General features: G+C 40.2%; 17 protein-coding genes. 8 read left to right on the forward strand and 9 right to left on the reverse strand.

Annotation, left to right across the window (positions count from 1 at the left end; all coding sequences use genetic code 11):
- Window positions 1-293: 293 nt before the first annotated feature.
- Window positions 294-515 (reverse strand): hypothetical protein, encoded by a 222-nt coding sequence (locus BEGALDRAFT_RS16880; protein ID WP_002692121.1) that lies wholly within the window; start codon window positions 513-515, stop codon window positions 294-296.
- Window positions 516-996: 481 nt separating this feature from the next.
- On the opposite strand from BEGALDRAFT_RS16880, the gene BEGALDRAFT_RS16885 reads away from it, so the two are divergent.
- Both BEGALDRAFT_RS16885 and BEGALDRAFT_RS16890 read left to right on the forward strand, forming a co-directional pair.
- Window positions 997-1,446 carry a MarR family winged helix-turn-helix transcriptional regulator gene (locus BEGALDRAFT_RS16885; protein WP_002692123.1) on the forward strand — a complete coding sequence of 150 codons (450 nt, stop codon included), beginning with the start codon at window positions 997-999 and terminating at the stop codon, window positions 1,444-1,446.
- Between the two features lie 17 nt (window positions 1,447-1,463).
- Complete coding sequence (locus BEGALDRAFT_RS16890) at window positions 1,464-1,928, forward strand: hypothetical protein (protein ID WP_002692125.1); 465 nt, start codon at window positions 1,464-1,466, stop codon at window positions 1,926-1,928.
- A gap of 16 nt (window positions 1,929-1,944) precedes the next feature.
- Here the strand turns inward: BEGALDRAFT_RS16890 and mnmC are convergent, their stop codons facing one another.
- Entirely contained in the window at window positions 1,945-3,966 is a 2,022-nt protein-coding gene (gene mnmC, locus BEGALDRAFT_RS16895; protein ID WP_002692127.1) for a bifunctional tRNA (5-methylaminomethyl-2-thiouridine)(34)-methyltransferase MnmD/FAD-dependent 5-carboxymethylaminomethyl-2-thiouridine(34) oxidoreductase MnmC, read from the reverse strand.
- Between the two features lie 56 nt (window positions 3,967-4,022).
- Here mnmC and BEGALDRAFT_RS16900 point away from each other — a divergent pair, with 56 nt between their 5' ends.
- Window positions 4,023-5,120, forward strand: a complete 1,098-nt coding sequence (locus tag BEGALDRAFT_RS16900) for a hybrid sensor histidine kinase/response regulator (protein WP_198284655.1) — start codon at window positions 4,023-4,025, stop codon at window positions 5,118-5,120.
- Between the two features lie 177 nt (window positions 5,121-5,297).
- Here BEGALDRAFT_RS16900 and BEGALDRAFT_RS16905 read toward each other — a convergent pair whose 3' ends face one another.
- Genes BEGALDRAFT_RS16905 through BEGALDRAFT_RS16915 form a run of 3 tightly spaced genes read right to left on the reverse strand, consistent with a single transcriptional unit; the run spans window position 5,298 to window position 7,648 of the window.
- Window positions 5,298-6,275, reverse strand: a complete 978-nt coding sequence (locus BEGALDRAFT_RS16905) for a tetratricopeptide repeat protein (protein ID WP_002692131.1) — start codon at window positions 6,273-6,275, stop codon at window positions 5,298-5,300.
- Between the two features lie 12 nt (window positions 6,276-6,287).
- Window positions 6,288-6,896 (reverse strand): DNA-J related domain-containing protein, encoded by a 609-nt coding sequence (locus tag BEGALDRAFT_RS16910; RefSeq protein WP_002692134.1) that lies wholly within the window; start codon window positions 6,894-6,896, stop codon window positions 6,288-6,290.
- The gene (locus BEGALDRAFT_RS16915) at window positions 6,890-7,648 is read right to left on the reverse strand and encodes an SIR2 family NAD-dependent protein deacylase (protein ID WP_002692136.1); all 759 of its coding nucleotides are present in this window, start codon (window positions 7,646-7,648) and stop codon (window positions 6,890-6,892) included. Before BEGALDRAFT_RS16915 ends, BEGALDRAFT_RS16910 begins: the two co-directional genes overlap by 7 nt.
- A gap of 171 nt (window positions 7,649-7,819) precedes the next feature.
- Between BEGALDRAFT_RS16915 and BEGALDRAFT_RS16920 the strand changes: the two genes are divergently transcribed.
- Complete coding sequence (locus BEGALDRAFT_RS16920; RefSeq protein WP_002692138.1) at window positions 7,820-8,479, forward strand: protein-L-isoaspartate(D-aspartate) O-methyltransferase; 660 nt, start codon at window positions 7,820-7,822, stop codon at window positions 8,477-8,479.
- A 523-nt stretch (window positions 8,480-9,002) separates the two neighbouring features.
- Here BEGALDRAFT_RS16920 and BEGALDRAFT_RS16925 read toward each other — a convergent pair.
- The 4 genes from BEGALDRAFT_RS16925 to BEGALDRAFT_RS16940 form a co-directional block, all read right to left on the reverse strand.
- The gene (locus tag BEGALDRAFT_RS16925; protein WP_081484213.1) at window positions 9,003-10,679 is read right to left on the reverse strand and encodes an AMP-dependent synthetase/ligase; all 1,677 of its coding nucleotides are present in this window, start codon (window positions 10,677-10,679) and stop codon (window positions 9,003-9,005) included.
- Window positions 10,565-10,963, reverse strand: a complete 399-nt coding sequence (locus BEGALDRAFT_RS19300; protein ID WP_040295021.1) for a hypothetical protein — start codon at window positions 10,961-10,963, stop codon at window positions 10,565-10,567. The genes BEGALDRAFT_RS16925 and BEGALDRAFT_RS19300 overlap by 115 nt, the downstream gene beginning before the upstream one ends.
- Window positions 10,964-12,328 (reverse strand): GldG family protein, encoded by a 1,365-nt coding sequence (locus BEGALDRAFT_RS16935; protein ID WP_002692140.1) that lies wholly within the window; start codon window positions 12,326-12,328, stop codon window positions 10,964-10,966. It abuts the gene before it with no gap.
- A gap of 106 nt (window positions 12,329-12,434) precedes the next feature.
- Complete coding sequence (locus BEGALDRAFT_RS16940; protein ID WP_002692142.1) at window positions 12,435-18,149, reverse strand: AAA family ATPase; 5,715 nt, start codon at window positions 18,147-18,149, stop codon at window positions 12,435-12,437.
- A 476-nt stretch (window positions 18,150-18,625) separates the two neighbouring features.
- Here BEGALDRAFT_RS16940 and BEGALDRAFT_RS16945 point away from each other — a divergent pair, with 476 nt between their 5' ends.
- From BEGALDRAFT_RS16945 to BEGALDRAFT_RS16960, 4 genes are all read left to right on the forward strand, one after another.
- Entirely contained in the window at window positions 18,626-19,759 is a 1,134-nt protein-coding gene (locus BEGALDRAFT_RS16945; RefSeq protein WP_002692145.1) for a Re/Si-specific NAD(P)(+) transhydrogenase subunit alpha, read from the forward strand.
- Entirely contained in the window at window positions 19,756-20,049 is a 294-nt protein-coding gene (locus tag BEGALDRAFT_RS16950; RefSeq protein ID WP_002692147.1) for an NAD(P) transhydrogenase subunit alpha, read from the forward strand. Before BEGALDRAFT_RS16945 ends, BEGALDRAFT_RS16950 begins: the two co-directional genes overlap by 4 nt.
- Entirely contained in the window at window positions 20,046-21,542 is a 1,497-nt protein-coding gene (locus BEGALDRAFT_RS16955; protein ID WP_002692149.1) for an NAD(P)(+) transhydrogenase (Re/Si-specific) subunit beta, read from the forward strand. Before BEGALDRAFT_RS16950 ends, BEGALDRAFT_RS16955 begins: the two co-directional genes overlap by 4 nt.
- A 1,094-nt stretch (window positions 21,543-22,636) precedes the next feature.
- Entirely contained in the window at window positions 22,637-22,846 is a 210-nt protein-coding gene (locus tag BEGALDRAFT_RS16960; RefSeq protein ID WP_002692152.1) for a cold-shock protein, read from the forward strand.
- The last annotated feature ends 114 nt before the right edge of the window (window positions 22,847-22,960 follow it).

Below are 22,960 nucleotides of genomic sequence, written 5' to 3' on the forward strand. Positions count from 1 at the left end.
TTTTAAATTCCGCTAATTCTGTTAATTCTGAAAATCCTGATTCAGACAATGTTGTAATCTTGTCTGGTGAATTTTGATGAAAAACAAGAGAATAATCTCTGCCAGTCCATCAACCCTTTTCGCGTGTTCCAACAGACCTGCTAGGTTTTGAAAACCTAGCAGGTCTCTGTTTTATTTTATAAAACTCGCCGAACTCAGGTTATTGGTAATAAACCACTCTGCCGTCAGTGAGTGTTTGCGTGAGTAGGCGACCGATAGCGTCGTAGGTGGGCAATGCCCACCTACTTGGTTTACTACCCCAGAAGACGCTTTTTAGCAGTTGTTAGCGATTGAATAAAATCATCAAGATTAATTTCCCATACCCCAGTATTTTCGTGTCGATTTGGGTACAACTCAATAATACACTCACCTGTATCACACTGAATTATTTCTGCGAGCATAAAATCATTAGACCATATTTCGGCGACAACACTATCTCTATCTGGAACACTTGCAATTTCTACAGTTAGTTTCATTTATTAGGCTCCAACAATTGCTCGTTACCAAGCTCTGCGTGGTAATGCCTGCCTTGAAGCTCCGCTTGTGAATACAAGCAGACTTAAGATTGAAACGTTCAAGGACAAGCCAAGCAGAACTTGGCGAGTCGGCATTACCCAGTGAAACTTGGTAACGAGCAATTTACTGTTTCATCTATGAAATCTCGCAGAACTCAGGTTATCATAAAGTGGTTTAAATTTAAGTGAAAACCTAGCAGGTCTTTTTTTGTCTGAATCAGAATTCACAGGATTCACAGGATTTTCAGAATTAAAAAGCGTGATTCACCTTAATTTCTTGGTTTAAAGGTTTTAAATCCTGTTAATTCTGAAAATCCTGATTCAGACAATTGCTTGTCTTTTTAAAAGAAACTCGCATAACTCAGGTTAATTTTTATTAAGGCTTAAATTGACAACTGGTTGTCAAAATTGCTATATTTATTTCTGTCATGAGGTAGGGTGTATGGTGCATAGTCCTGAAGGAAAAGTATTAACCGATACGATTCTGGAGATTTTTAGGGTGAATGGCGAGTTATTAACGACGGGTGATGCCTTAGTTGCAGAACTGGGAATTAATAGCGCACGTTGGCAAGTTTTGGGTGCAATGGCATATGCCTTACCGCACGCAGTCACTGTGCCACAAATTGCTAGCGTGATGGGCGTTACTCGTCAAGGTGTACAGAAAAATATCAATTTACTGTTACAACAGTCGTTAGTTGTTAAACAATCCAATCCCGCTGATTCGCGCAGTTATTTATACCAACTTTCTCCAACAGGATTAGATGTTTATCATAAGGTTGAACGATTGCAAATGATTTGGGTCAATCGTTTAGCGCAAGGCATCACACGAGAAAATTTACAAACAACGCTCCACACCTTACAACAATTACGAGAACATTTAGTGAATGATTAATAAAGAGATAGCATATCATGCGTGTAAAAACAAAAATTCATGCAATAGCGGGCAGTTTGGCATTGTGTTTAATTGCTAGTTTTTGGGTGGCAACGTTAGGCGCGGAATCATTCGGCAGTGCTGAAACCGTCATCCAAGTTAAATTATGGGTGTTATACGGCATTGGGCTATTAATTCCATGCATTATCATGGCGGGCGCAACAGGGGTTTCTTTTAAACAAGCGCGTGCACAGCATAAATTAAAGCGGATGCCGTTGATTGCGATGAATGGTATTTTTGTTTTAATTCCCTGTGCTTATTTTCTTTATACAAAAGCCTTCGCAGGAGAGTTTGATGCTGTGTTTTGGTTAGTGCAGGCTGTGGAACTCGTTGCAGGTGTGGTGAATATCACTTTATTAGGGCTAAATCTGCGCGATGGTTTACGTTTAACGCGCAAATCTGCTTTTGTCTCCACAGCATATAAAAAAAATGAAGCTGTTTAAGTAGAAATGTTTAGTTTCATTTTCCCCGTTTTAATTGTCTGACCCAAAACCGTTGTGGCGTTAATGCGCTTAATACTTGTTGAGGCAGTGGTAAGGGTTCATGATTGATTAAACTGGCTAATAACTCCGCACCAAAGGGAGCAGAGAGTAAGCCCCGCGAGCCATGCGCGAGATTCACATACAGCCCTTGATGATAATGCGGTGGTGCATATTGCTCACTCGGTCTGCCGTGTTGTAAATCAGCGTAATCCTTCATAAATTGTGCATAATCAGGCAATGCACCGATAAGCGGTAAATGGTCTAAACTGCTGCAACGGACAGCACTGCGGGCGGAAATAATAGGCGGAAATGTTCGCGCTAAGTCTGCATTAATCGCCTGTAATTTTTCTATATTTGCTTGATTATCCGCTGTACGAATTTCAGGCGTTGTCGTGGTTAAATCATAACTTGCCCCGATAACCTGTTGATGTTCCCATGCAGGGGTGATAAATCCCTCATAACATAACGCCATTTTTAACGCTTGGCTGTTCCTGTTCGCAGGGGCATAACTGACTTGACCCCGCACCGCTTGCAACGGTAAATCCTGCGCATAGGGAAAACTTTTAAACCCTTGTGCATTGGTAAAAATCACGACGGGAGCGTGTGCTAAACAATGCCCTTGTGCGTCTAAGACTTGCCAACTTTCCGCCGTTTTTTGCAAATGTGCTACCGTTACATTGCACTGTAGAACAATTTCAGCTTGTTGACGGGCTTGATTTAATTGATATTGACTGACTTGTGCGGTTGCAACCCAACCCGCTTGAGGAAAATACAGCGCGTTATGTTCCAATGAAATGCCCGCTAATGCACTGGCTTGTTGTGCTGAAACAGCTTGTACTATCTCCACAGGTAACTGTAATGCTTGTAAAATTTTAGCGAATCGAATTTGTAACGCCGTTGTTGTTGCCAGTTGCAACACCCCGCAAGCGGTAAAAATTGGCATATCAATTTGATTTAACGCCTGTAAATGTCGCTGTGCAAATTGATACGCACTTAAATAAAACTGTGTTGGAATATCTTCCCAGCTTGCTGATAAAAGTGGATAAAATACCCCTTGCCGATTGCCAGAACCTCCCAAAGCAATAGCAGGTTGTGCTTCCAACAAAGTACAACGCCAACCCCGTCGGCTTAAAGCCTGTGCTGTTGCTGTGCCTGCCAATCCTGCACCAATAATCACCGCGTGTTTTTCATCCGCTTGATAGTCTGGATAGTGAAACCATGCAGGTAAACTCGTAGTATGCGCAACAGGCTTATCAGGCATCGTTTTATCAGGTAAAAAACCGCGTAACATTTCCCGCTTTTCTGCAAAGCCTGCGACTTTTTCCACGTGAAAACCGACTGCGGTTAATCCCCTACGCACCAGCCCCGCAGCGGTAAATGTGCTGAATGTTGCTTGAGAGCGACTTAAACGACGCATTTGTTCAAATAAACTGGTTTGCCACATCTCAGGATTTTTGGCTGGTGCAAAACCATCTAAATACCACGCATCGACTAAACCTCGCTGTCTATCTGCATATAAATTCGCTAACAGCTCATTAACATCACCTAAGCCTAACGTCAGAACAATTCGACCTTGTGCAAGCTGTCGACGATGCCAGCCATACACTAATGCAGGATATTGATTTAATAAAGTATCTGCATAAGGGGTGAGTATTGCCCATTTTGCTAAGGCTTTACTTAAATCTGCTTGAGATAAGGGAAATTTTTCAATAGAAATAAAGTGTAAAACGGACTGTGCAGGCAAAGGCTGGTTTAAAAAATGGTGGCATGTGGTTAAAAAATTCAGTCCTGTTCCGAAACCTGTTTCACAAATCGTAAACGGCATTTGTGTAAAATCATGATTTAACCACCGTTGAGGCAAATTATTATTGGCTAAAAAAACCGCTTCGGTTTCAGCTAAACCGCCTTGTTTTGAAAAATAAATATCTTGAAATTGGCTCGCATAAGGATTGCCATCAGCATCCCATTGCAGTTGTGCAGAGTATAATTGTTTGTTCACAGAAAGCTTTTTATAATGATGAATTGTTACCGTCCCCTTATTTTATGCCCATCCTCATGAAAACACCTCAACAACCGCACATTTTATTAATCGACAAAGATACTGCGCAAATTCAATTAATTGAAACAGCACTACGCTCTAGCGGTTATCAAGTGATATTAGCGCAAACCCAAGCGCAATTAATGGATGAATTAGCGAATCAACCCATTGATATTATTTTGTTGAACTGTACGATTGACAGCATTCCTTATCTTGAATGGTGTCAATTCATAGGACAATCGCCACAAACAGCAAATATTCCCTTGATTTTATTAGTCACTGCTAAAGATATTACGGCGTTAATTCAAGGCATCAAATCGGGAGCGGTTGGTTATTTATTCCATCCTTTACAATTAGATAGCTTAAGAACTTGTGTGACTGCACATTTAAGTTTACGCACACCAGTTTCTAGTAAACATCAGGAATTAGAACGTAAAGCCCTGCTTCATTTGCTTTGCCATGATTTAACCACGCCTTTAAGTGCCGTTGTGTCTTTATTAAGCATGAGTCCATCAGCCGATATGTTGATGCGTATGCAATCAGTATTATTAGAATCTGCACAATCAGGCTTAGAACTAATAGATATTGTGAGAGGAATTAGAGAATTACAAGAAAAACAATTATGCTTGTCACCTGTTTGTTTACTAGACACACTCAACGCCAGTTTATTAACGCAAAAAAATTATTTAATACAAAAAAATATCACGGTTAATATTGATATTCCTGCATATTTCACTGTTCTTGTTGAACCGTATTCATTCAGTCAACAAGTGCTTACCACGTTATTAAACAATGCAATTAAGTTTTCTTATCCTAATAGTTATATACAAATACAAGCATTTGATTTAGATGAAAAATTTATTATTTTAAATATAAAAGATTATGGCATCGGTATGTCAGAAAAATTATGCCCGCAATTATTTGATTTAAATAAAACAACTGCCCGAATGGGGGCGGCTGGTGAACCCGCAGGTTCGGGCTATCGCCTAGCCCTTGTGTCGCGTTTAATGCTAGCTTATCAAGGTTCTATTCATGTGCAATCTAAGGTGAATACACAACAGGATGAAACAGGAGGAACAACAGTTAGTTTACGGTTGCAGAAAGTTGTTATTTAAACCCAAGTTCGGCGAGTTTCTTTTAAAAAAGACAACAGCTTGTCTGAATCAGAATTCACAGAGTTGTCAGAATTAGCAGCATTAAAAAACGTGATTCGCATTCATTTCTTGGTTTAAGGGGTTTAAATTCTGTGAATTCTGATTCAGACAATGAAGATATAACAGACTGAAAAATAATTATTGTGATTGTTGTACTAATAAATTTTGTAAATTTTCCTTCACTTTTCGCAAAATAGGATTATTGGGAATTTCCTGCTGTTCTAAAATAGTAATTGCTTTTATATATAACGGCTTTGCTTTTTCATACTGACCTTGTGTTGCATATAATTTTGCTAGGTTGTTCAAACTTACTGCGACATCTGCGTGTTCTCTCCCTAATAATTTTTCACGTAAGGCTAACGCTTGCTGATATAACGGCTCGGCTTTTGCGTAATCTTGTTGTTGAAACGCAATTAACCCTAATAAGTTTAATGTATTTGTTACTGCAAGACTTTCCCCATCAACTGTTTGTAAGGTCAATACCCGTTCATAGAGTTTTTGCGCTGTGGATAAATCTTTAAAGCGCGTAAATGCCAGCTCGGCGAGGGCTTCTAATGTTGCTAATACAGGTTGTTGATGGATTTCTTGCAGGCTTAATAAACGTTGATAAAAATGCTGTGCTTGTGGATAACGTCCGAGTTGATAACTCAGGCTGGCTAATGCGTTTAATGTTGGGATAATATCGCGGGCATTTTCACCCAACTTTGCTATTTGCAAGGTTAATAATTGATGATAAAACGGTTCAGCTAAATCATTTTCGCCTTGTGCCTGATAAGTTGCGCCAAGATTATGTAAAACAGCGAAACAGTCCACACTAGCATTTTTTATAACCTCACACAGGCTAACCGCTTTTTTTAACAGCGGAATTGCTTTTGAAAATTCACCTTGTTGATACGCAAGGATAGACAGTTGCAATAACACATTAATTTGCTTTGCTTGATTCTCTGCTTGTTGCGTATAGTAATTTAAGGCTTGCTGATATTTTTCCTCAGCTTGCAATTGATTTTGCTGAATTAATGCCTGTTCAGCAGCTTGAATCAAATCGTCGCCCATATCCGCAAAACTTGCCATAGAAAACATTAGCCCAGAAATGCCCAGCCACCCGCAGATACGCATTTGTTATGCTCCTCAATCATCGGTACTTTTACGCGGTAAATTAGTTTTTTCTAAAATCTCCATCGCTTCATTAATCGTCTGCAAGGTTTGCTTATCGCCACCACGGTCGGGATGGTGTTGCATGACTAATTGCCGATAACGGTATTTAATCGCATCCGCATTGACAGGCTCTTGTAATCCTAACGTTGCCAGCGCATTTTGACGCTTGTCTTGAGCATGGAAACGTGTCCAGAATTGATTGAGTAATTGATTAACATCCTGTTCGGTTGTTTTTTCTAAGTGACTTAAATCTAAATAATAACGACGTAATGTATCTTGTTCGCTTAAACTATTTTCTGTCTGTGTGGCTTGATAAGGCAATAATTGAATTTTTAACGGATTAATCACTAATTCGCCGATTTGCGCAGTATGGAATTCAGTTTGTAACTGATACAACACATGAAACAATAAAAAGTGCATTTGAAACAATGGCAAGGATGCTGTCAGCGACACATCAGGAAATCCCGCTTGCTGTGATTTTTGCAAATATTTCAACAGCTCATACTCACCAATTCCATCAGGATGTTGTTGAAGATAATGACGAATAATAGAAGCTAATGGACGCAATTGTTCTACTAACATGATGATAACTCTTGCAAACTTCCCCAAGTAACTTGTAGCAGTTGCGGGAGAATTTCCCCTGCTTTACCTTGCAAAACAAATTGAGCATGAGCCGTTAAAGGGGTCGTATCGGGATTAATTTCCACAACCGTTGCACCCGCACGTAGCGCAACTAAGGGCAATGATGCCGCAGGCTGAACCAGCGCAGACGTACCAATGCTTAATAACATATCGCAACGATTTATTAACTGTAACGCCTGTGTTAATGCCTGTTCAGGTAAATTTTCGTTAAACCAAACCACATCAGGACGAATCAAGCCATGGCAATGCGGACAATGAGGTGGGATAGCCGTTTGTTCGCCCCACTCGGTTAAAATTCGATGTTCAGTTGCACATTTAAAGCGTTGAATATTTCCATGTAATTCAATAACATTTTGACTGCCTGCCCGTTGATGTAAACCATCCACATTCTGTGTCACAATCGTTAAATTCTTTTGATACATCCCCATTTTAACAAGGGCAAGGTGTCCCTGATTTGGCTGTGCTTTTGCTACTAACTCTCTACGCCATGCGTACCACTCCCACACTAAGGCAGGATTGCGTTGAAACGCCTGCGGGGTCGCTAACTCTTCAGGATTATACTGCGCCCATAAACCTGTTTGTGCTTCACGAAAAGTAGGCACACCGCTTTCCGCCGAAATACCCGCCCCTGTTAAAACGGCAATCTCTTGACTATTTCGTAACATTTGAATCAGTTCAACAGGTATTTTCATGGCAATACTCACAAGTGATGGAGGGGCTAAGAATGAAGAACAGTATAATGTGTGTTTGAATCTAGGCTAAAATACGTTAGTTCATGAAAAAAAATAAAGCATATAAACTACTCGAGCGTTTTTAAAACGCGACTCACTTAATTACTTTTCCGTATTTATTTTAAATCCTTTATGCCTGCCATTTCCGCAAATCGCATTGCGATGTCGCCACAACAACGACGAGAGTCAGCACGTTTAATCACCTTATTACAACATCAAGGTATTCGTCACCCTGATGTTTTAGAAGCGATTCAACGAACTCCGCGCCATTTTTTCATCGACGAAGCCTTAGCCAGTCATGCTTATGCCAACTACGCCCTACCCATTGGACAAGGGCAAACCATTTCCCAACCTTACATCGTCGCGCGAATGACAGAAATTCTACTCAGCCGTGGCATTCCTAACGCAGTTTTAGAAGTCGGAACAGGTTGCGGTTATCAAACAGCGGTTTTAGCACAATTAGTGCCCAGAGTTTACACGGTGGAATTACTCGCCAGTTTAACGGAACAAGCACAGGAACGTTTAAACCTATTAGGATTCAACAATATCAAGTTTAAACAAAGTGATGGAAAATGGGGATGGAGTGAAAACGCGCCTTATGATGCGATTTTAGTGACCGCCGCGCCTGAAGCCGTGCCCGAACCATTATTAGAACAATTAGCATTAAATGCGTCGATGATTATTCCTGTGGGTGCGCAAGGCATGAATCAGATTCTATATAAAATCACCCGTTTACGTAATCGCTACGAACAAGAACAATTAGAAGATGTTAATTTTGTGCCCTTACGTTGATTCAGTTAAACCCTTTAAAAACTCTGTCACATTAGGCATTTGCGCATAAAGTTGCCCCTGTATAACAGCCGTATCCCATATTGCTTTTGACGCAAGACATAAATGCGCAATCACTTCAATATTCGGCTGACCGTCTAATAAACCGATATAGCAAACGTATTATAAAAAGATTAAATAACTTGAGTTCGGCGAGTTTTATAAAATAAAACAGATACCTGCTAGGTTTTAAAAACCTAGCAGGTCTGTCGGAACACGCGAAAAGGGTTGAAGGACTGGCAGAGATTACTCTCTTGTTTTTCATCGGAATTCACCAGACAAGATTAAAACCTTGTCTGAATTAGAATTTTCAGGATTAACAGGATTAGCAGGATTTAAAACCCGCAAACCAAAAATTAAGGGGGGGTGAATGACGCTTTTTAATCCTGCTAATTCTGAAAATCCTGTGAATCCTGATTCAGACAAGCTGTTGTCTTTTTAAAAGAAACTCGCCGTACTCAGGTTAAGGTTAAGTTAAAAGAAAAACTTACGTTTGTTCATATAACCGTGCAACATCTGTGGCGTGATATTGCAAAATTGCGGCGCGTTTAGGCTTAAGTGTAGGTGTTAATAAACCCGCTTCTATTGTCCATGGTTTTAAAAATAAGGCGATATGCTGTAATTGATAATACGTGGGTAAGGTTTGCAAGTGTGCATTAAGGCGATTTAAAACCGCTTTTTTAACAGTTATTTGTTGCAAACTTTCAGGGTTATTGATGGCAACCGCTAAAGTTTGGGCAAAAGATTGCCATGTTTCAGGATTTAACACCATTAATGCACCTAGTGCGGGCTGTCCGTCGCCTATCACTAAGATTTGCTGACACAGTGAATCTTGTTGTAATAAACTTTCTATTTCGTGTGGAATAACTCGTTTATCATATTGTAAAACAATGATATCACTTAAATAGCCTGTGACATACCAATGTCCTTGCGCATCTTGATAGCCCAAATCGCCTGTATGTAACCAGCCTTCGTTATCAATCGTTTTTTCTGTTAATTCAGGGTTATGCCAATAGCCTAACATGACGCAAGCACTGCGAGTGAGCAGTTCGCCATTGTCTGCTTGTTTGATTTCTATTTGTGGTAAAGGGATACCCACGCTTGTCGGTTGATTATTCTGTGGGCGATTTACGGTAATAACTGTGCTTGCTTCAATGAGTCCATAACCTTGTAGTAAATTTAAACCCAGTCCACTAAAAAAACGCGAAACAGGGGGCGGTAGTGGTGTTCCGCCACATACGGCTAGGCGTAAGCGTCCGCCCAGACTGCGTAAAACAGGCATTGCAATGTAACGGCGTAACCATTTCCCTATCCATAATTTAGGATGCCAAGTGAGTTGCTTTTGTTCATAACAAAATTGTTGCCAGCCTAATTCCAAGGTTAATTGAAATAAATAGCGTTGAAAAAAATTGTATTTTGCGATGTGGTTATGAATGCGTTGATAAATTTGTTCATAAATACGGGGGACGGAAATCAAGACTGTGGGGCGTAATAGGGCTAAATCTTGCCCTAATTGTGGGATAGAACGGGCAAAGGCGACGGGGGTTGCTGTATATAATGGTAGATAGTAGCCTGCGTTACGTTCTAGTAAATTGGACAGTGGTAAAAAGGAGAGGAATAAATCTTCTTTTGTAAATCCAACGCCGCTATTTTCAGCCGTTTCAGCCAATAAGCGCACATTGGTTAATAAATTTTGATGGCTTAACATCACGCCTTTCGGGTTGCCTGTTGTGCCTGCTGTATAAACAATCGTGGCTAACGCATCAGGTGCGGATTCTTGGGCTTGTAAGGAATATAACGCTTGGTCTTTATCTAAGGGGAGCCAATGGTTTAAGGTTACAATGCGGGCATCGCTGAATGCGGAGGTGCTTAAGGCTTGGGTAGTGACAATTTGTTGTACGCTACGGAAATATTGTCGTAATGGATACAGGCGTTTCCATTGTAAAGACCCTTCTAAGAGTAAAAATTTTGCTTCGACTTCTTTGATAATTTGGGCAATATTTTCGGGGCGGTCATCTAAATGGAGTGGGACAACGACCAGCCCTAGCCCTAAAGCGGCTTGGTCAAAAATAACCCATTCGGGGCAATTGTGTAATAAAACGGCAACTCTATCCCCTGCTTTAATTCGGCAAGGTTGATATTGTCGCCTGTTAAAGGGGAATATTGCGAGCTAGTCAGTAATGTGAGGATATTTTCTACCCGAAAACGGTTTGCAGGTAGTTGATATGGTTCGCGAATTTGCCAAGTACCTTGTGCATCTTTTTGAAAAACAATGGTGTCTTTATTGAAGCGTTCGATGCGGATTGTTTGGACTTGTTTGGGGTCTAAGGTGGTTAAACGCGGTTTTTTAATGGGTTGAGGTTCATCAGGTGTGGTTAATAGGCTGAGTGAACCTAACCCGAGTGAGAGCAGAAATAGGGTTGTAATAAATAGCCAACGTTGTCGCATTTATGTTTTTCTCCGTCTTAACCAAACGATTAAAGCCATGCTGAAAAAACTTATGGGGAATATTATGAGAAATAATACGCCTAAAAAAATCGCTTCGTATTGGCTTAAATCTAGGGTTAAATCTTGGCGAACCTGTGTCGGAATTTGGATTAAACTATCATCTTGACTTAACCAGTTGATGACACGTGTTCCAAATTCGGCATTGCCGCCATTGTCTAAAAAAGCATTTGATAAAAAATCACCATCTCCAATAACAACAATGCGTTGTGTACGCTTTACGGGTGAAGTTTGTGCATTATTTGCTTTGGCTTTTAGTGCGCGATTCAGTGCGACCGCAATCGTTAAAGGGCCAGGAATGTCTGTCCCTTTATCATATTGAATCAGTTGGCTTATATCGCCACGTTCTAACCATGCATTATCGACGGTAAGTAGTAAATCATCGGTTTGCCATTCATCAGGTGGGCTGACAATTAAACCGCTAGCTTTGGGAAATAAACAGCGAAAGGGAAAATTGTCGATAATGGGATGTTGTTTATAAGGTGTTGCTGTCGCCATAGTCGGCACTTGGCTTTCAGGGTCAATAATCAAACCAGGTTGGATGATGATGCCGAGTTTTTCCATCAGTGGTTCTAAACCAAATACGCCTTCAGGTTCTAATAACCAGAGTAAATTCCCGCCCATTTCAATAAATTCAATAATTTTATCGACTTCATCAGGCAATAATGATACTTGGGGACTGGCGATAATGAATACATCCGTTTCTTCGGGGATTTTTGGCGTTTTATCAAACTGTAATGTATCAACAATAAAGCCTTTATTATTCAATTGGGTTGCCCAATGGCTCAGGTCATGATTGGCATTATTGACGGGGCTGCGCTCTCCGTGCCATGTGAGAAAACGTAATTGTCGTTTGTGGGGACGTAATAAAGTTTGTAATGCGTCACTAATAACTTGTTCGCTGAGTAATTCAGGCGATTGTTGTAAATGTACACTTTGCCCTGCGTATTCCAGCAAGATTTCTTCAGTCATCGTAATCCCTTTTTTTTCCACTTCTAGCGGTGCGGTGTAAGGGTCTATGAAGGTGAGCTGAATGTTGGGTTTATAACGTTGGTAACGGGTGAAAATATTGGCGATTGGCTCGCGGACGGTTTGGTCATCGCGGGCATAGATGCGAATGGCTAGCGGTTGGGTAAATTGGTCAAGTAAGGCTTGGCTAATAGGCGAGAGGGTGTAACGATTATTGTCAGTAATATCAATGGTTTTCTGAAAGCGTAGGCTTAACAGGGCTAATAAGCCTGCAACGATGCAGAGTAAAATAATACCGAGTAAGTAATGTAAACGGATTCGTAAATAGCGTGCATTCATGCCGTTTTTGATGTTACCGCAGATGGACAAAGGTGGGGTTATTATGGTCTAAGCCGTCTGCCTTGCAAAGTCAGGGGATGTCGGAATAAATGGGGGTTGTAAGGGGTTACTGGTCTATGTGATGTGGGAAACGTAGGGAAAACTGTACGCCTTGTACAGTTGGGTGGTAACTAATTTGTCCTTTTAAATGATGAACAACTAAATTATAAACAATGTGTAACCCTAGCCCGCTTTTTCCTTGTTGGCGTTCTGTGGTTACGAATGGTTCGAATAATTGTGCTTGAATCGTCTGTGGAATGCCTGAACCATTATCGCGGTAGATAAAAATAAGGTGATCAAGTCTATCATGGACATTAATAATAATTTCTCCCGCCTCTAAAAAACGAAAACCGTGTGTCAGTGAATTGGTAATTAAATGGGTAAAAATTTGACTGAACAGATTGGGGTAACTGGTTAATTGCAATTGTTCGGGGCAATCAATCTGTACTTGGTGGGCCGTTTGTTGAAAGTAAGGTTGTAACGTTAATAAGATATTGTGTAATTGCGCTTTAATATTAAAAACTTGTAGTGGTTCACTGGATTGCTCGACGGCAACTTGTTTAAATGTATTGACTAGTTCAGCGGTACGACGCAAATTGACCAGTAGTAAATGACTGATTTGAACAGCATTGTCTAAGTAGTTATTTAATTCAGAACGTTTTAATAGGTTTTGCTGGCATTGGGTTTGAATCTCTTGGGTATTTAATTCTAATTGCGACGCGGCGGTGATGCTGATGCCGATAGGCGTATTTAATTCATGTGCAACCCCAGCCACTAAATTGCCTAAGGCTGCCATTTTTTCCGCTTCAATTAATTGTTGTTGTGTACTTTGTAATTGCGCCACAGTATCGGCAAGCTCTTCTTTTTGTGCCTGTATTTCTTTATTCAGTTGTAAAGCGATATTTTTTGCTTCGCGTTCTTGTACTAATAACAAGCGTTCTTGTTCCATGCGTTTACGGTCGGTAATATCGTAATAGGTATTTAACAAGACTTGTTGTTGCTCAAACAGGACGGGGGCGATAAATAGCGTAACCCATATTAATTGACCATCTCCGCGTTTAATTTGTACTTCATAGTCGCGCAAAACCCCTTCTTGGCAAAATTGTGAAAGGATTTGAGTTTGTTCGCTAGGGCTATGATACAAGTCTGTTGTGTAAGCATGTCGCAGACGTTCTTCAGGCATTCCAAAAGTTAGGCTTGCTTGTGGATTCGCATAAAGAATATAGCCATCGGTCGGGCGAGTGAGTAAAAATGCTAACGGGGTGGTTTCAGCAATAATACGAAAACGTTCTTCACTTTCGCGTAATGATTGATATAAACGGGCGTTATCGATAGAAATCAGTAATTGCGCACTGAGTAAATTTAAAATTTGGGTACGTTCTTCGGTAAAAACAGCCGTAGCCAGTGAATTTTCTAAGTAAAGAATCCCCCCTAATTCATTTTTTTTCAGCAGTGGTAAGCAAAGAATCGATTTTGTTTGATGATGCAAAATATAAGGGTCATGAATGAATTGCCCGCGATGAAGTGCATCTGCTAAGTTGATACTTTCATGAGTGCGTAAAACGTAATTGATTAAAGAAATGGGTAATGATGTTTGTTCGACGGCATTGATAGATTGCGATTGTAAAACCGAAATTCGTAAAGGATTTAATTTGCCTTCGGCTTCAATTAACCATTGGCTTTGTTTTTCTAGGAGTAAGACTCCGCGTTGCGCTCCTGCATTTTCTAGGACAATTCGCATTAATTGCGTCAGTAAGTGTGGTAAAACAATTTCTGTGGCGATGGCTTGAGAGGCTTTTAAGACGCTTAATAAGTCTAAATTTTGCGTATTAGCATGGCTAACTTCTTCAGTATGGGTATTTTGCGCATGTTGATGCGTGTTAAGTTGTTTAGACGATAATAACTGTGGGTAACGCTTTTCTAACTGCTGGGCTTTGGCTAACGCGCCCCAGCGTGTCCACGCATAATGTGCACCGTGTAAATAAAAACGGGCTAATTGTAGGTTATGACGGGCGAGATAAAACTTGCCCGCTAATTCGCAGGCTAAGGCTTCCTCATGCAAATATTCATGGGTTTGCGCTAATAAAATTGCTTGTTCATATGCTGCATGACAGCGGTCAGGATTGCCGAATACGCGGGCTTTTTCTGCTTCGACTAACCACCATTTATGTAAATAGTTCATAGGGGCATGGTCTGCCCAGTGTTTTAATTTGCGTTGATTAGCGCGGATGCGATGGCGGAGGGCTTTTTGTTCGGTTGGAGAAGCCGTTTCATATTGTTGTAAGGCAGTGAGGGCATCGTAAAAAATAAAAATCGGGACAATAAATAAGGCTTTGCCCGCGTCTAAATAGTGTGCAGTTTGTTGTGCGCATTGTGCCGCTTCGCTGTAGTTTTCAAACCAATAACACAGAGTTAGTTTTGCAGAGTAGAAGCGAAAGGGGACAGTTTTATTATTATTTAATTGGTGTAATGGGAGTAAAACCGTTTCATCAAAATATTGCCCGCTGAGTTTGCAAGGGTCTGAAGTACGTCCTAATAAATTAACAATTGCTTGGTGATAAATGGCATGGCGATGTAAGGTAATTTCTTGTTTTAATTGTTTTATAATTTGTAAATAATTCGCACTTTCTTCTTCTAAACGTTGTAATTCGCGCCCCCCTGAACAGTAAGCATGACAAACATATAAAAAAGCGGAGAGTGCGGCTGATTCTAAATCGCCTGATTCTAATCCCAGATAATAGTTATTTTGAAAGGGGATTAGCGTCTCTTTAACATCCTCTTTCCAATGATGAATGAAGATATTAACCATAAAAATAGTTTTGGCTTTAAATTCATTTTGGGGAAATTGTTCAAGCATTTGTAGGGCTAATTGTCCGAATTGGTAGCCCAGTTCAATATCCCCCGTGACGTAGCAGAGTATTAAGCCATAGCTGGCGTAAGCAATCGCTGCCGATGCGGTATTACCATTTTTAATGGAGAGTTGAACCAGTTTTAATGAAATCAGAATGAATAAGTCAGGTTGTACGTAATAACTGGCAAAGCTCACGCTGGATAAAATGCGCATCACGGCAAGACAGCGCGGGTCAGTCATCGGGGGGTGTTGATTAAGTGTTTCTATGGGATGTCGCCATAATAGCCAACGTGTTTGCCATAGACTTAAGTGTATATGCCATGCTCTGGGATGAGTCGGGAATTTCACGCCTAATAATCGTAAAATGGTCATTGCCGTTTGCACTGCTTGGCTTGGCTGATTTTGAGCAATATGTGCTTGAATCATGACATGATAAATTTTTACTTTATCAAGCAACTCTCGTGCATGTTGTAGCACTTGTTCGGCTAAGGTCTGCATCTGAGCAAACTGGGTATTTAAATAAGCGGCTTCGGCGGCTTGCTCTGTAAGTCGTAAACTCAAGTGGTAGTGCTGTTGCCAGCGTTGTTCGCCTAATAAGCTCAATCCTGTTTGTAAATAATTCAGTGCAGGTAAATAGGCAGCAGCGGTTTTAGCTTTTTCACCCGCGAGACAATTTAATTCGGCTAATTGTCGGCATTCTTCAGCATCATTCATGAGAGAAATGCCAACATTCCACTGATTGACGATATCAAATAATTTATCGTCTAGCTGTTTTGTCGCTGTATTGGCAAAAAGTAATCGTCCAATTTGTAAATGTATTTGTGTGCTTTCTGTTGTGGTTAATAAGGAATATGCGGCTTGTTGCACTTTATCATGTTGAAATTTAAAAAGCGTTTTACTAGCAAGTAAATGGTCTGTTATATGATATTCACTGTCTTTGATGAATTTGTAATGATTATCTAAGGGAATAATCAAGCCTTCGTACAGGGCTAACCACAGTTGTTGTAAGGTGATAGTTGGCGATTGGGCATTAATAAGCGATAAAGTATATAAATCAAATTGATTGCCAATGCAGGCGGCCAGTTGTAAAACGCGCTGAGTAACGGCAGGAAATTGATATATTTTACCCGCCATCAGAATTAAAACATTATCAGTCAGATTTTTTGCCTGAATCCGTGGCACATCCCAACCCCACGCGCCTTGCTTAACATCGAATTGAATCAAAGATTCGTCATGTAACGATTTTAAAAAGGCGGTTGTAAAAAAAGCGTTACCTTGAGTTTTTTGGTAAACCAATTCAGTCAGGGTATGAGTTTGTTGCACATTGCATAATAAAGCATCAGCAATTAATGCATTAACATGTGAATATGCCAAATTATTCAGATAAATATTTGTAATAACTGTGGGGGGAATGTCGGTTAATAGATGATTCAGTGGATGTGTTTTATCAACTTCATTGTCTCGATACGCACCGATGAGTAAGGAATAACGACTGTGATTGTTAGCAAGTAAACTTTTTAGGAGATATAGCGAAGCGGTATCTGCCCATTGTAAATCGTCGATAAAAATCACGAGGGGATGTTCATCGCGTCCCAAGGCGTTTAAAAAGGCTTGAAAGACAAGATTAAAGCGGTTTTGTGCTTCTTGCGCACTGACGGGAGCAACAGGGGGTTGTTCACCAATGATAAGGGCTAAACGGGGAATGATGTCGATAAGCACTTGCCCATTTTCTTTAACGGCGACTAAAATTTTTTCTTGCCAAATAGCGAGTTGTTGCGCACTTTCTGCCAGAATGGTGTTACAAAATTCGTTAAATGCTTGTGTAAATGCAAAATACGGGATATTGCGCTGATATTGCTCATATTTACCACTGATAAAATAGCCGCGTTTTTCCGTCAGTGGTTTATAGACTTCATTGATTAAAAAAGATTTACCAACACCAGAAAAACCACTGACTAACAGTAATTCCGTTTTACCCTGACAAACACGGGCAAAGGTATCCATTAAACAGATGATTTCATGATCGCGCCCGTAAAGTTTTTGCGGAATTTGAAATTTATCCGTTTTATCCTGTTGCCCCAGTGGAAATAGGGGAATCATTTGATTTTTACGCCATGCCTGCAAACAAGTTTCTAAATCTGCTTGTAATCCCCACGCATTTTGATAGCGGTTCTCTGCCATCTTTTCCATGAGTTTTAAAATAATATTTGACAGTGTTAGTGGGATATTAGAATTTAATTGATGGGGGGGAATTGGATTTTTTGCTAAATGACAATGGACTAAAGTCAGTGAATCGGATTCATCAAAAGGTAATTTGCCTGTAAAGAGTTCGTATAAGGTAACGCCTAAGGCGTAGAAATCCGTTCGATAGTCGATAAAGCGGTTCATTCGTCCCGTTTGTTCTGGAGAAACATAGGCGAGAGTTCCTTCTAATTGATGCGGATTTTTTAAACTGGGGATTTCACGGGGTAAACGGCTAGAAATGCCAAAATCGATAATTTTTAATTGTTGGCTAATGGGGTTAAAAACGATATTACTGGGATTAATATCTTTATGAATTACATTTGCGGCGTGAATATCAGCAAGGATGCTTGCTAAACGGCAAGCGATATTTAAATTTTCTTCAATATTAAAAGTGCGTTGTGTTCTTAAAATCTTTAAAGAGTCTCCGCCAAAATCTTCAACGACAATCATTAATCCATGTTGATGTTTTTCTAACGCATAAACTTGGATAATGCCCTCATGTTGAAACGCTTTGGTAATCTCATATTCTTGTTGATAACGGCTTAACTCAGAAAGTGAAGGGTATTCTTCTTTTAAGACTTTTAAGATAATACGTTGTTGATCAATCGCTCGTATGCCACGATAAATCAGCGAAGTTGCACTTTCATATAATAGCGATAAGTTTTGATAATCAGTCAGTAAATTCATAATCAGGCACGAGCCTATGCGAGTACGCTATCGTCAAGTCTGGTTAAAGAGACGCACTAATTTAGCGTTATCAGTGAGTCCCCATCGTGAATTTATCATAGGGGATATAGTTTAAAAGGTTTAACACATCTTCTGTATCAGCTAATAAGGGCGATACCCCGCATAAAATTAATTCTTTCAATAAATTTTTTTTATCCTTATTTTTGACCATTCTATAAAAAAAACCGATGTTATTCTAAAAAAAAGTAATTCTTTTCGATATTTTTTTCAGGTATGAACCAATAATATTCTAAAAAAATATCTTTTTTATTAAATAATTGACTTGTTATAACTTATTTTCACATTTATTTTTAGAAAAATTATTGCAACTGCACATAATCAGACTATATGATAAATACCCCCCTAAGTATTGAAGGGGATGATATTTTTCAATACAACTTATTAAACCTCAACGTATTACTTGGAGGCGAGTCAACATGCCCATTTATGTGGCAGTACCAACGGAGCTTACGCCAGAAGAACGGCGTATAGCACTTGTGCCAGACGTAGCAGGACGCTTAGTGAAGTTAGGCGCGACTGTCTTAATTGAAAAAGACTTCGGTCAACGGGCGTTTTTTCCCGATGGTGCTTTTAAAGATGTGCAAATTATCGACACTGCAAGCGCGTTATATCAGCAAGCGGATATTGTTTTAAAAGTAAATCCGCCGACTGACGCAGAAATCGACCAGATGAAAGCAGGCACGATTGTGATTGGTTTTATGTCTCCGCATCGTTACCCTGAACGGGTTGCTAAAATGCGAGATAAGCAAATTACGAGTCTTGCTATGGAATTAGTGCCACGTATTTCGCGGGCGCAGTCTATGGATGCATTATCTTCACAAGCAGCGGTTGCAGGCTATAAAGCCGTTTTACAAGCCGCCGATTTATCCAACGTCTTTTTCCCCATGTTGACAACGGCGGCAGGTACGATACGCCCTGCAAAAGTATTGGTCATTGGCGCAGGTGTCGCAGGCTTACAAGCAATTGCAACCGCTCGGCGGTTAGGCGCAATTGTAGAGGGCTACGATGTGCGCTCTGCCACTAAAGAGCAAGTGCAATCTTTAGGCGCGAAGTTTGTGGATACTGGTGTAAAAGCGGAAGGTGTAGGCGGCTATGCTCGTGAGTTGACAGCAGAAGAGAAACAGCAACAACAGGATGTTTTAGCGAAACATATTGCAGCTGCGAATGTGGTCATCACAACCGCTGCAATCCCCGGTCGTCCTTCACCGAAAATTATTACCCGTGCCATGGTGGAAGCAATGGCGGTCGGTTCTGTGGTGGTCGATTTAGCGGCTGAAGGGGGCGGCAACTGTGAGTTATGCCAATCTGGACAAACCATTGTCCATCAAGGTGTGACGATTCACGCGCCGTTAAATGTCCCGAGCCAAATGCCAACCCACGCCAGTGAGATGTATGCAAAGAATTTATTCAACTTGCTGTCGTTATTTGTCAAAAACGGGCAATTAGAAATTAATTGGCAGGATGAAATTATTGCGGGCTGCACCTTAACCCATGCGGGTGAAATTAAACACGCACCAACACGGGCTTTAGTGGAAGGAACAAAATCATGATTGAAGGGTTTACCGCACTGTATATTTTTATGTTAGCGGCGTTTACAGGCTACGAGGTTATTTCTCGCGTCCCTGTGATTTTACACACGCCGTTAATGTCTGGCTCTAACTTTGTGCATGGGATTGTACTGGTTGGAGCGATGATTGCGTTAGGTCATGCGGAAGGGACAACAGAACAAATTGTTGGTTTTATTGGGGTCATTCTTGCCGCAGGGAATGCCGTTGGTGGTTATGTGGTTACAGAACGGATGCTAGAAATGTTCAAGAGTAGCAAGGGAGGTGCGAAGTGACAGCACCCGTAACAGATATTCAAAAAGCCTTGCAAGAACAGAAAGAAGGTTTAGCCCATTTAGAGCAATTAATTGCACAAGATAGCGGTCATCCGATACCTGTACAGGCAAACTCGTGGGCAGTACCTATAATTGAAGCGGTTTATTTTGCCGCCGCGCTCTTGTTTATTTTAGGCTTGCGGAAAATGAGCTCTCCCGTCACTGCACGCGGGGGGATTGTTTGGGCAGGGATAGGGATGGTGATAGCGACCTTAGTCACCTTCTTAACACCGCACATGAGTAATTTCATTTTAATGATTTTAGCCATTGCAATCGGTTCAACGCTGGCATGGGTAACGGCGAAAAAAGTTGCAATGACCGATATGCCACAAATGATTGCCTTATATAACGGCATGGGGGGCGGTGCGGCGGCTGCGATTGCAGGGGTTGAATTAAGTAAATTTAGCCAAGGGACTTTAGACAGCAATTTAACCGTGCAAACCTTAGCTGTTGCAGGGGCATTAATTGGTAGTATCGCCTTCTCAGGTTCTTTAATTGCCTTTGCAAAACTACAAGGCTGGATGAAGAGAACCGTTCGCTATCCGCATCAACAGTTAATTAACTTAATTCTGTTTGCGGGTTTAGTGCTCTTAGGCATTATCAATTTAATTGTTCCTAATCCCTATTTAGTCATTATTTTCTTTGTCTTAGCGGTGATATTCGGTATTTTAATGACCCTACCGATTGGCGGGGCGGATATGCCTGTGGTTATCTCCCTATTCAATGCCTTAACAGGGTTAGCAGTGGGTTTTGAAGGCTTTGTTATTGGTAACGCTGCCATGATTATTGCGGGAACTGTCGTTGGTGCATCAGGTACATTACTCACCCAATTAATGGCAAAAGCCATGAACCGTCCTATCAGCAATGTCTTATTCAAATCCTTTGGTGAAACCGCAAGTGCAGGAGAAGAGAGCGTAACAGGGAGCTTGAAACCCATTGAAGCAAGCGACGCAGCCGTGATGATGGCGTATGCAGAACAAGTCGTGATTATTCCAGGTTATGGGCTGGCTGTTGCACAAGCACAGCATAAAATTTGGGAATTAGCGAAATTATTGGATGAGCGTGGCGTGCGGGTTAAATTTGCGATTCACCCCGTCGCAGGGCGGATGCCAGGACATATGAACGTCTTATTAGCCGAGGCAGGTGTACCCTATGACATGATTTTCGACCTTGAAGAAATCAATGAAGAGTTTGAAAGAACCGATGTTGCTTTAGTCATTGGTGCGAATGATGTTGTAAACCCTGTTGCGCGGACAAATCCTGAAAGTCCTATTTATGGAATGCCGATTTTAAACGCCGATAAAGCGAAAAACGTCATTGTTATCAAACGTGGACAAGGGACAGGCTTCTCAGGCGTGGAAAATCACCTATTCTATGCGGATAACAGCCGCATGTTATACGGGGATGGTCAAGCCATGGCTGCCGCGTTGATTCAAGGCATTAAGGCTATATAAGACTGTTTACAACCCCTGATTAATCATGGATATCTTTATCTACATTTAAGGTATCCATGATTATCCCCATAAAAAAATCAGAATAATGCTATACTTTCTCAAAGAATTGGTTTACTATTTTTGACTATATTGTTCATTAGTTTTTTAAGTGTAGCTGTCAGTAGTGTTTTTCCGCACAGTCGTATCCTCTCCAGATTTAACTTGTTGCAGGGTCACAGTAAAGACTTATCAGCAACAAACTGTTGTATTTTATTTTTATATTGAGAAAATTTATTTGTTTAGCCGTACACTCTCCTTTGCTTATCAATCACCCTTCGTGACTTTTTTACTGGCAACAGTGTCTCATCACTTGGTTCGTATCAGTAATAAATACGCCGCCTTTTTTGACTTTCTAGTATTTCATTGTAAAAAAATAATCATATATTCGCTATCCGCCAGATTTTCCACGTTTTATTATTTCTTGCCTCAAAAAATTACATATATTCTCCCACCTATAAATAAAAAAATCATAAAGCCCTTTAACAATAAAAAACCTTTATATTCTTATCACTACCTCGAAAATCTCCCATTTTTGTACTATTCTCGACAGAGAAGATAGTCAGAGTTAATAAAAAAATTTATATGAATTTATCTGTATAATCCCTTATTGAGAAATAAACTGTTGCAATGCACTATAAATAAAGGCTTGCTGACATCAAAAAAATATATTATCTTAACAACCGTGACCTTGATAGAAATCAAATATCACACTGATTAAGTTTGTTTTTTGTTGATATTGAAAATGCTTTTTATGTAAAGCTAAATTTAAAATTGAATGGTTTATTGAGTTTTTCATAAAAAAGCAACATTAAAGCAATATAAAGGCTTTTCTTTTAGAGAAAATGCGATAATAATTTTAAGAGACCATCACAAAAATTGTTACTGGTCTCAAGTTGTCAATCTTAGGTATATCAACTAAAAACAACCTTAACTAGCAATCATGCAGGTTGTTAGCGTGATATAACGATAATGAAGTGACTTTTTAGCTTTGAACTCGTATAACCTTGCCTTACAACCTGCACGTTTTCATACAATGCGTAGACAGGAAAATAAGTATGCAGACGGGAACAATAAAGTGGTTTGATGAGCTAAGAGGATATGGCTTTATAGTACCAGAGGATGGCAGTCGAGACGTGTTAATACACTACTCGTCAATTAGAGAAGAAGGCTTTAAATCCCTCTTAAAAGAAGGGCAAAAAGTTGAGTTTGAATCACAATTAGGTCCTAAAGGTCCTCAAGCAACCGTATGTGTGCCCTATTTGTAACCGATTTATAATAATGATATTAATAACTTGTTTAGAAAAAACTATACAAGTCATTATTTAAGTGGATGTGACACTCTTTTTATGTCACATCAAATAAGAACGCAGAAAAAATAA

It is taken from the genome of Beggiatoa alba B18LD (assembly GCF_000245015.1).
GTDB lineage: Bacteria > Pseudomonadota > Gammaproteobacteria > Beggiatoales > Beggiatoaceae > Beggiatoa > Beggiatoa alba.

What these genes read in the sequence shown, in the direction of transcription:
- BEGALDRAFT_RS16880 (WP_002692121.1), bottom strand. Translation starts at nt 515, where the DNA reads ATGAAACTAACTGTAGAAATTGCAAGTGTTCCAGATAGAGATAGTGTT.
- BEGALDRAFT_RS16950 (WP_002692147.1), top strand. Translation starts at nt 19,756, where the DNA reads ATGATTGAAGGGTTTACCGCACTGTATATTTTTATGTTAGCGGCGTTT.
- BEGALDRAFT_RS16900 (WP_198284655.1), top strand. Translation starts at nt 4,023, where the DNA reads ATGAAAACACCTCAACAACCGCACATTTTATTAATCGACAAAGATACT.
- BEGALDRAFT_RS16915 (WP_002692136.1), bottom strand. Translation starts at nt 7,648, where the DNA reads ATGAAAATACCTGTTGAACTGATTCAAATGTTACGAAATAGTCAAGAG.
- BEGALDRAFT_RS16940 (WP_002692142.1), bottom strand. Translation starts at nt 18,149, where the DNA reads ATGAATTTACTGACTGATTATCAAAACTTATCGCTATTATATGAAAGT.
- BEGALDRAFT_RS16890 (WP_002692125.1), top strand. Translation starts at nt 1,464, where the DNA reads ATGCGTGTAAAAACAAAAATTCATGCAATAGCGGGCAGTTTGGCATTG.
- BEGALDRAFT_RS16920 (WP_002692138.1), top strand. Translation starts at nt 7,820, where the DNA reads ATGCCTGCCATTTCCGCAAATCGCATTGCGATGTCGCCACAACAACGA.
- BEGALDRAFT_RS16960 (WP_002692152.1), top strand. Translation starts at nt 22,637, where the DNA reads ATGCAGACGGGAACAATAAAGTGGTTTGATGAGCTAAGAGGATATGGC.
- BEGALDRAFT_RS16905 (WP_002692131.1), bottom strand. Translation starts at nt 6,275, where the DNA reads ATGCGTATCTGCGGGTGGCTGGGCATTTCTGGGCTAATGTTTTCTATG.
- BEGALDRAFT_RS16935 (WP_002692140.1), bottom strand. Translation starts at nt 12,328, where the DNA reads ATGAATGCACGCTATTTACGAATCCGTTTACATTACTTACTCGGTATT.
- BEGALDRAFT_RS19300 (WP_040295021.1), bottom strand. Translation starts at nt 10,963, where the DNA reads ATGCGACAACGTTGGCTATTTATTACAACCCTATTTCTGCTCTCACTC.
- BEGALDRAFT_RS16910 (WP_002692134.1), bottom strand. Translation starts at nt 6,896, where the DNA reads ATGTTAGTAGAACAATTGCGTCCATTAGCTTCTATTATTCGTCATTAT.
- BEGALDRAFT_RS16945 (WP_002692145.1), top strand. Translation starts at nt 18,626, where the DNA reads ATGCCCATTTATGTGGCAGTACCAACGGAGCTTACGCCAGAAGAACGG.
- BEGALDRAFT_RS16885 (WP_002692123.1), top strand. Translation starts at nt 997, where the DNA reads ATGGTGCATAGTCCTGAAGGAAAAGTATTAACCGATACGATTCTGGAG.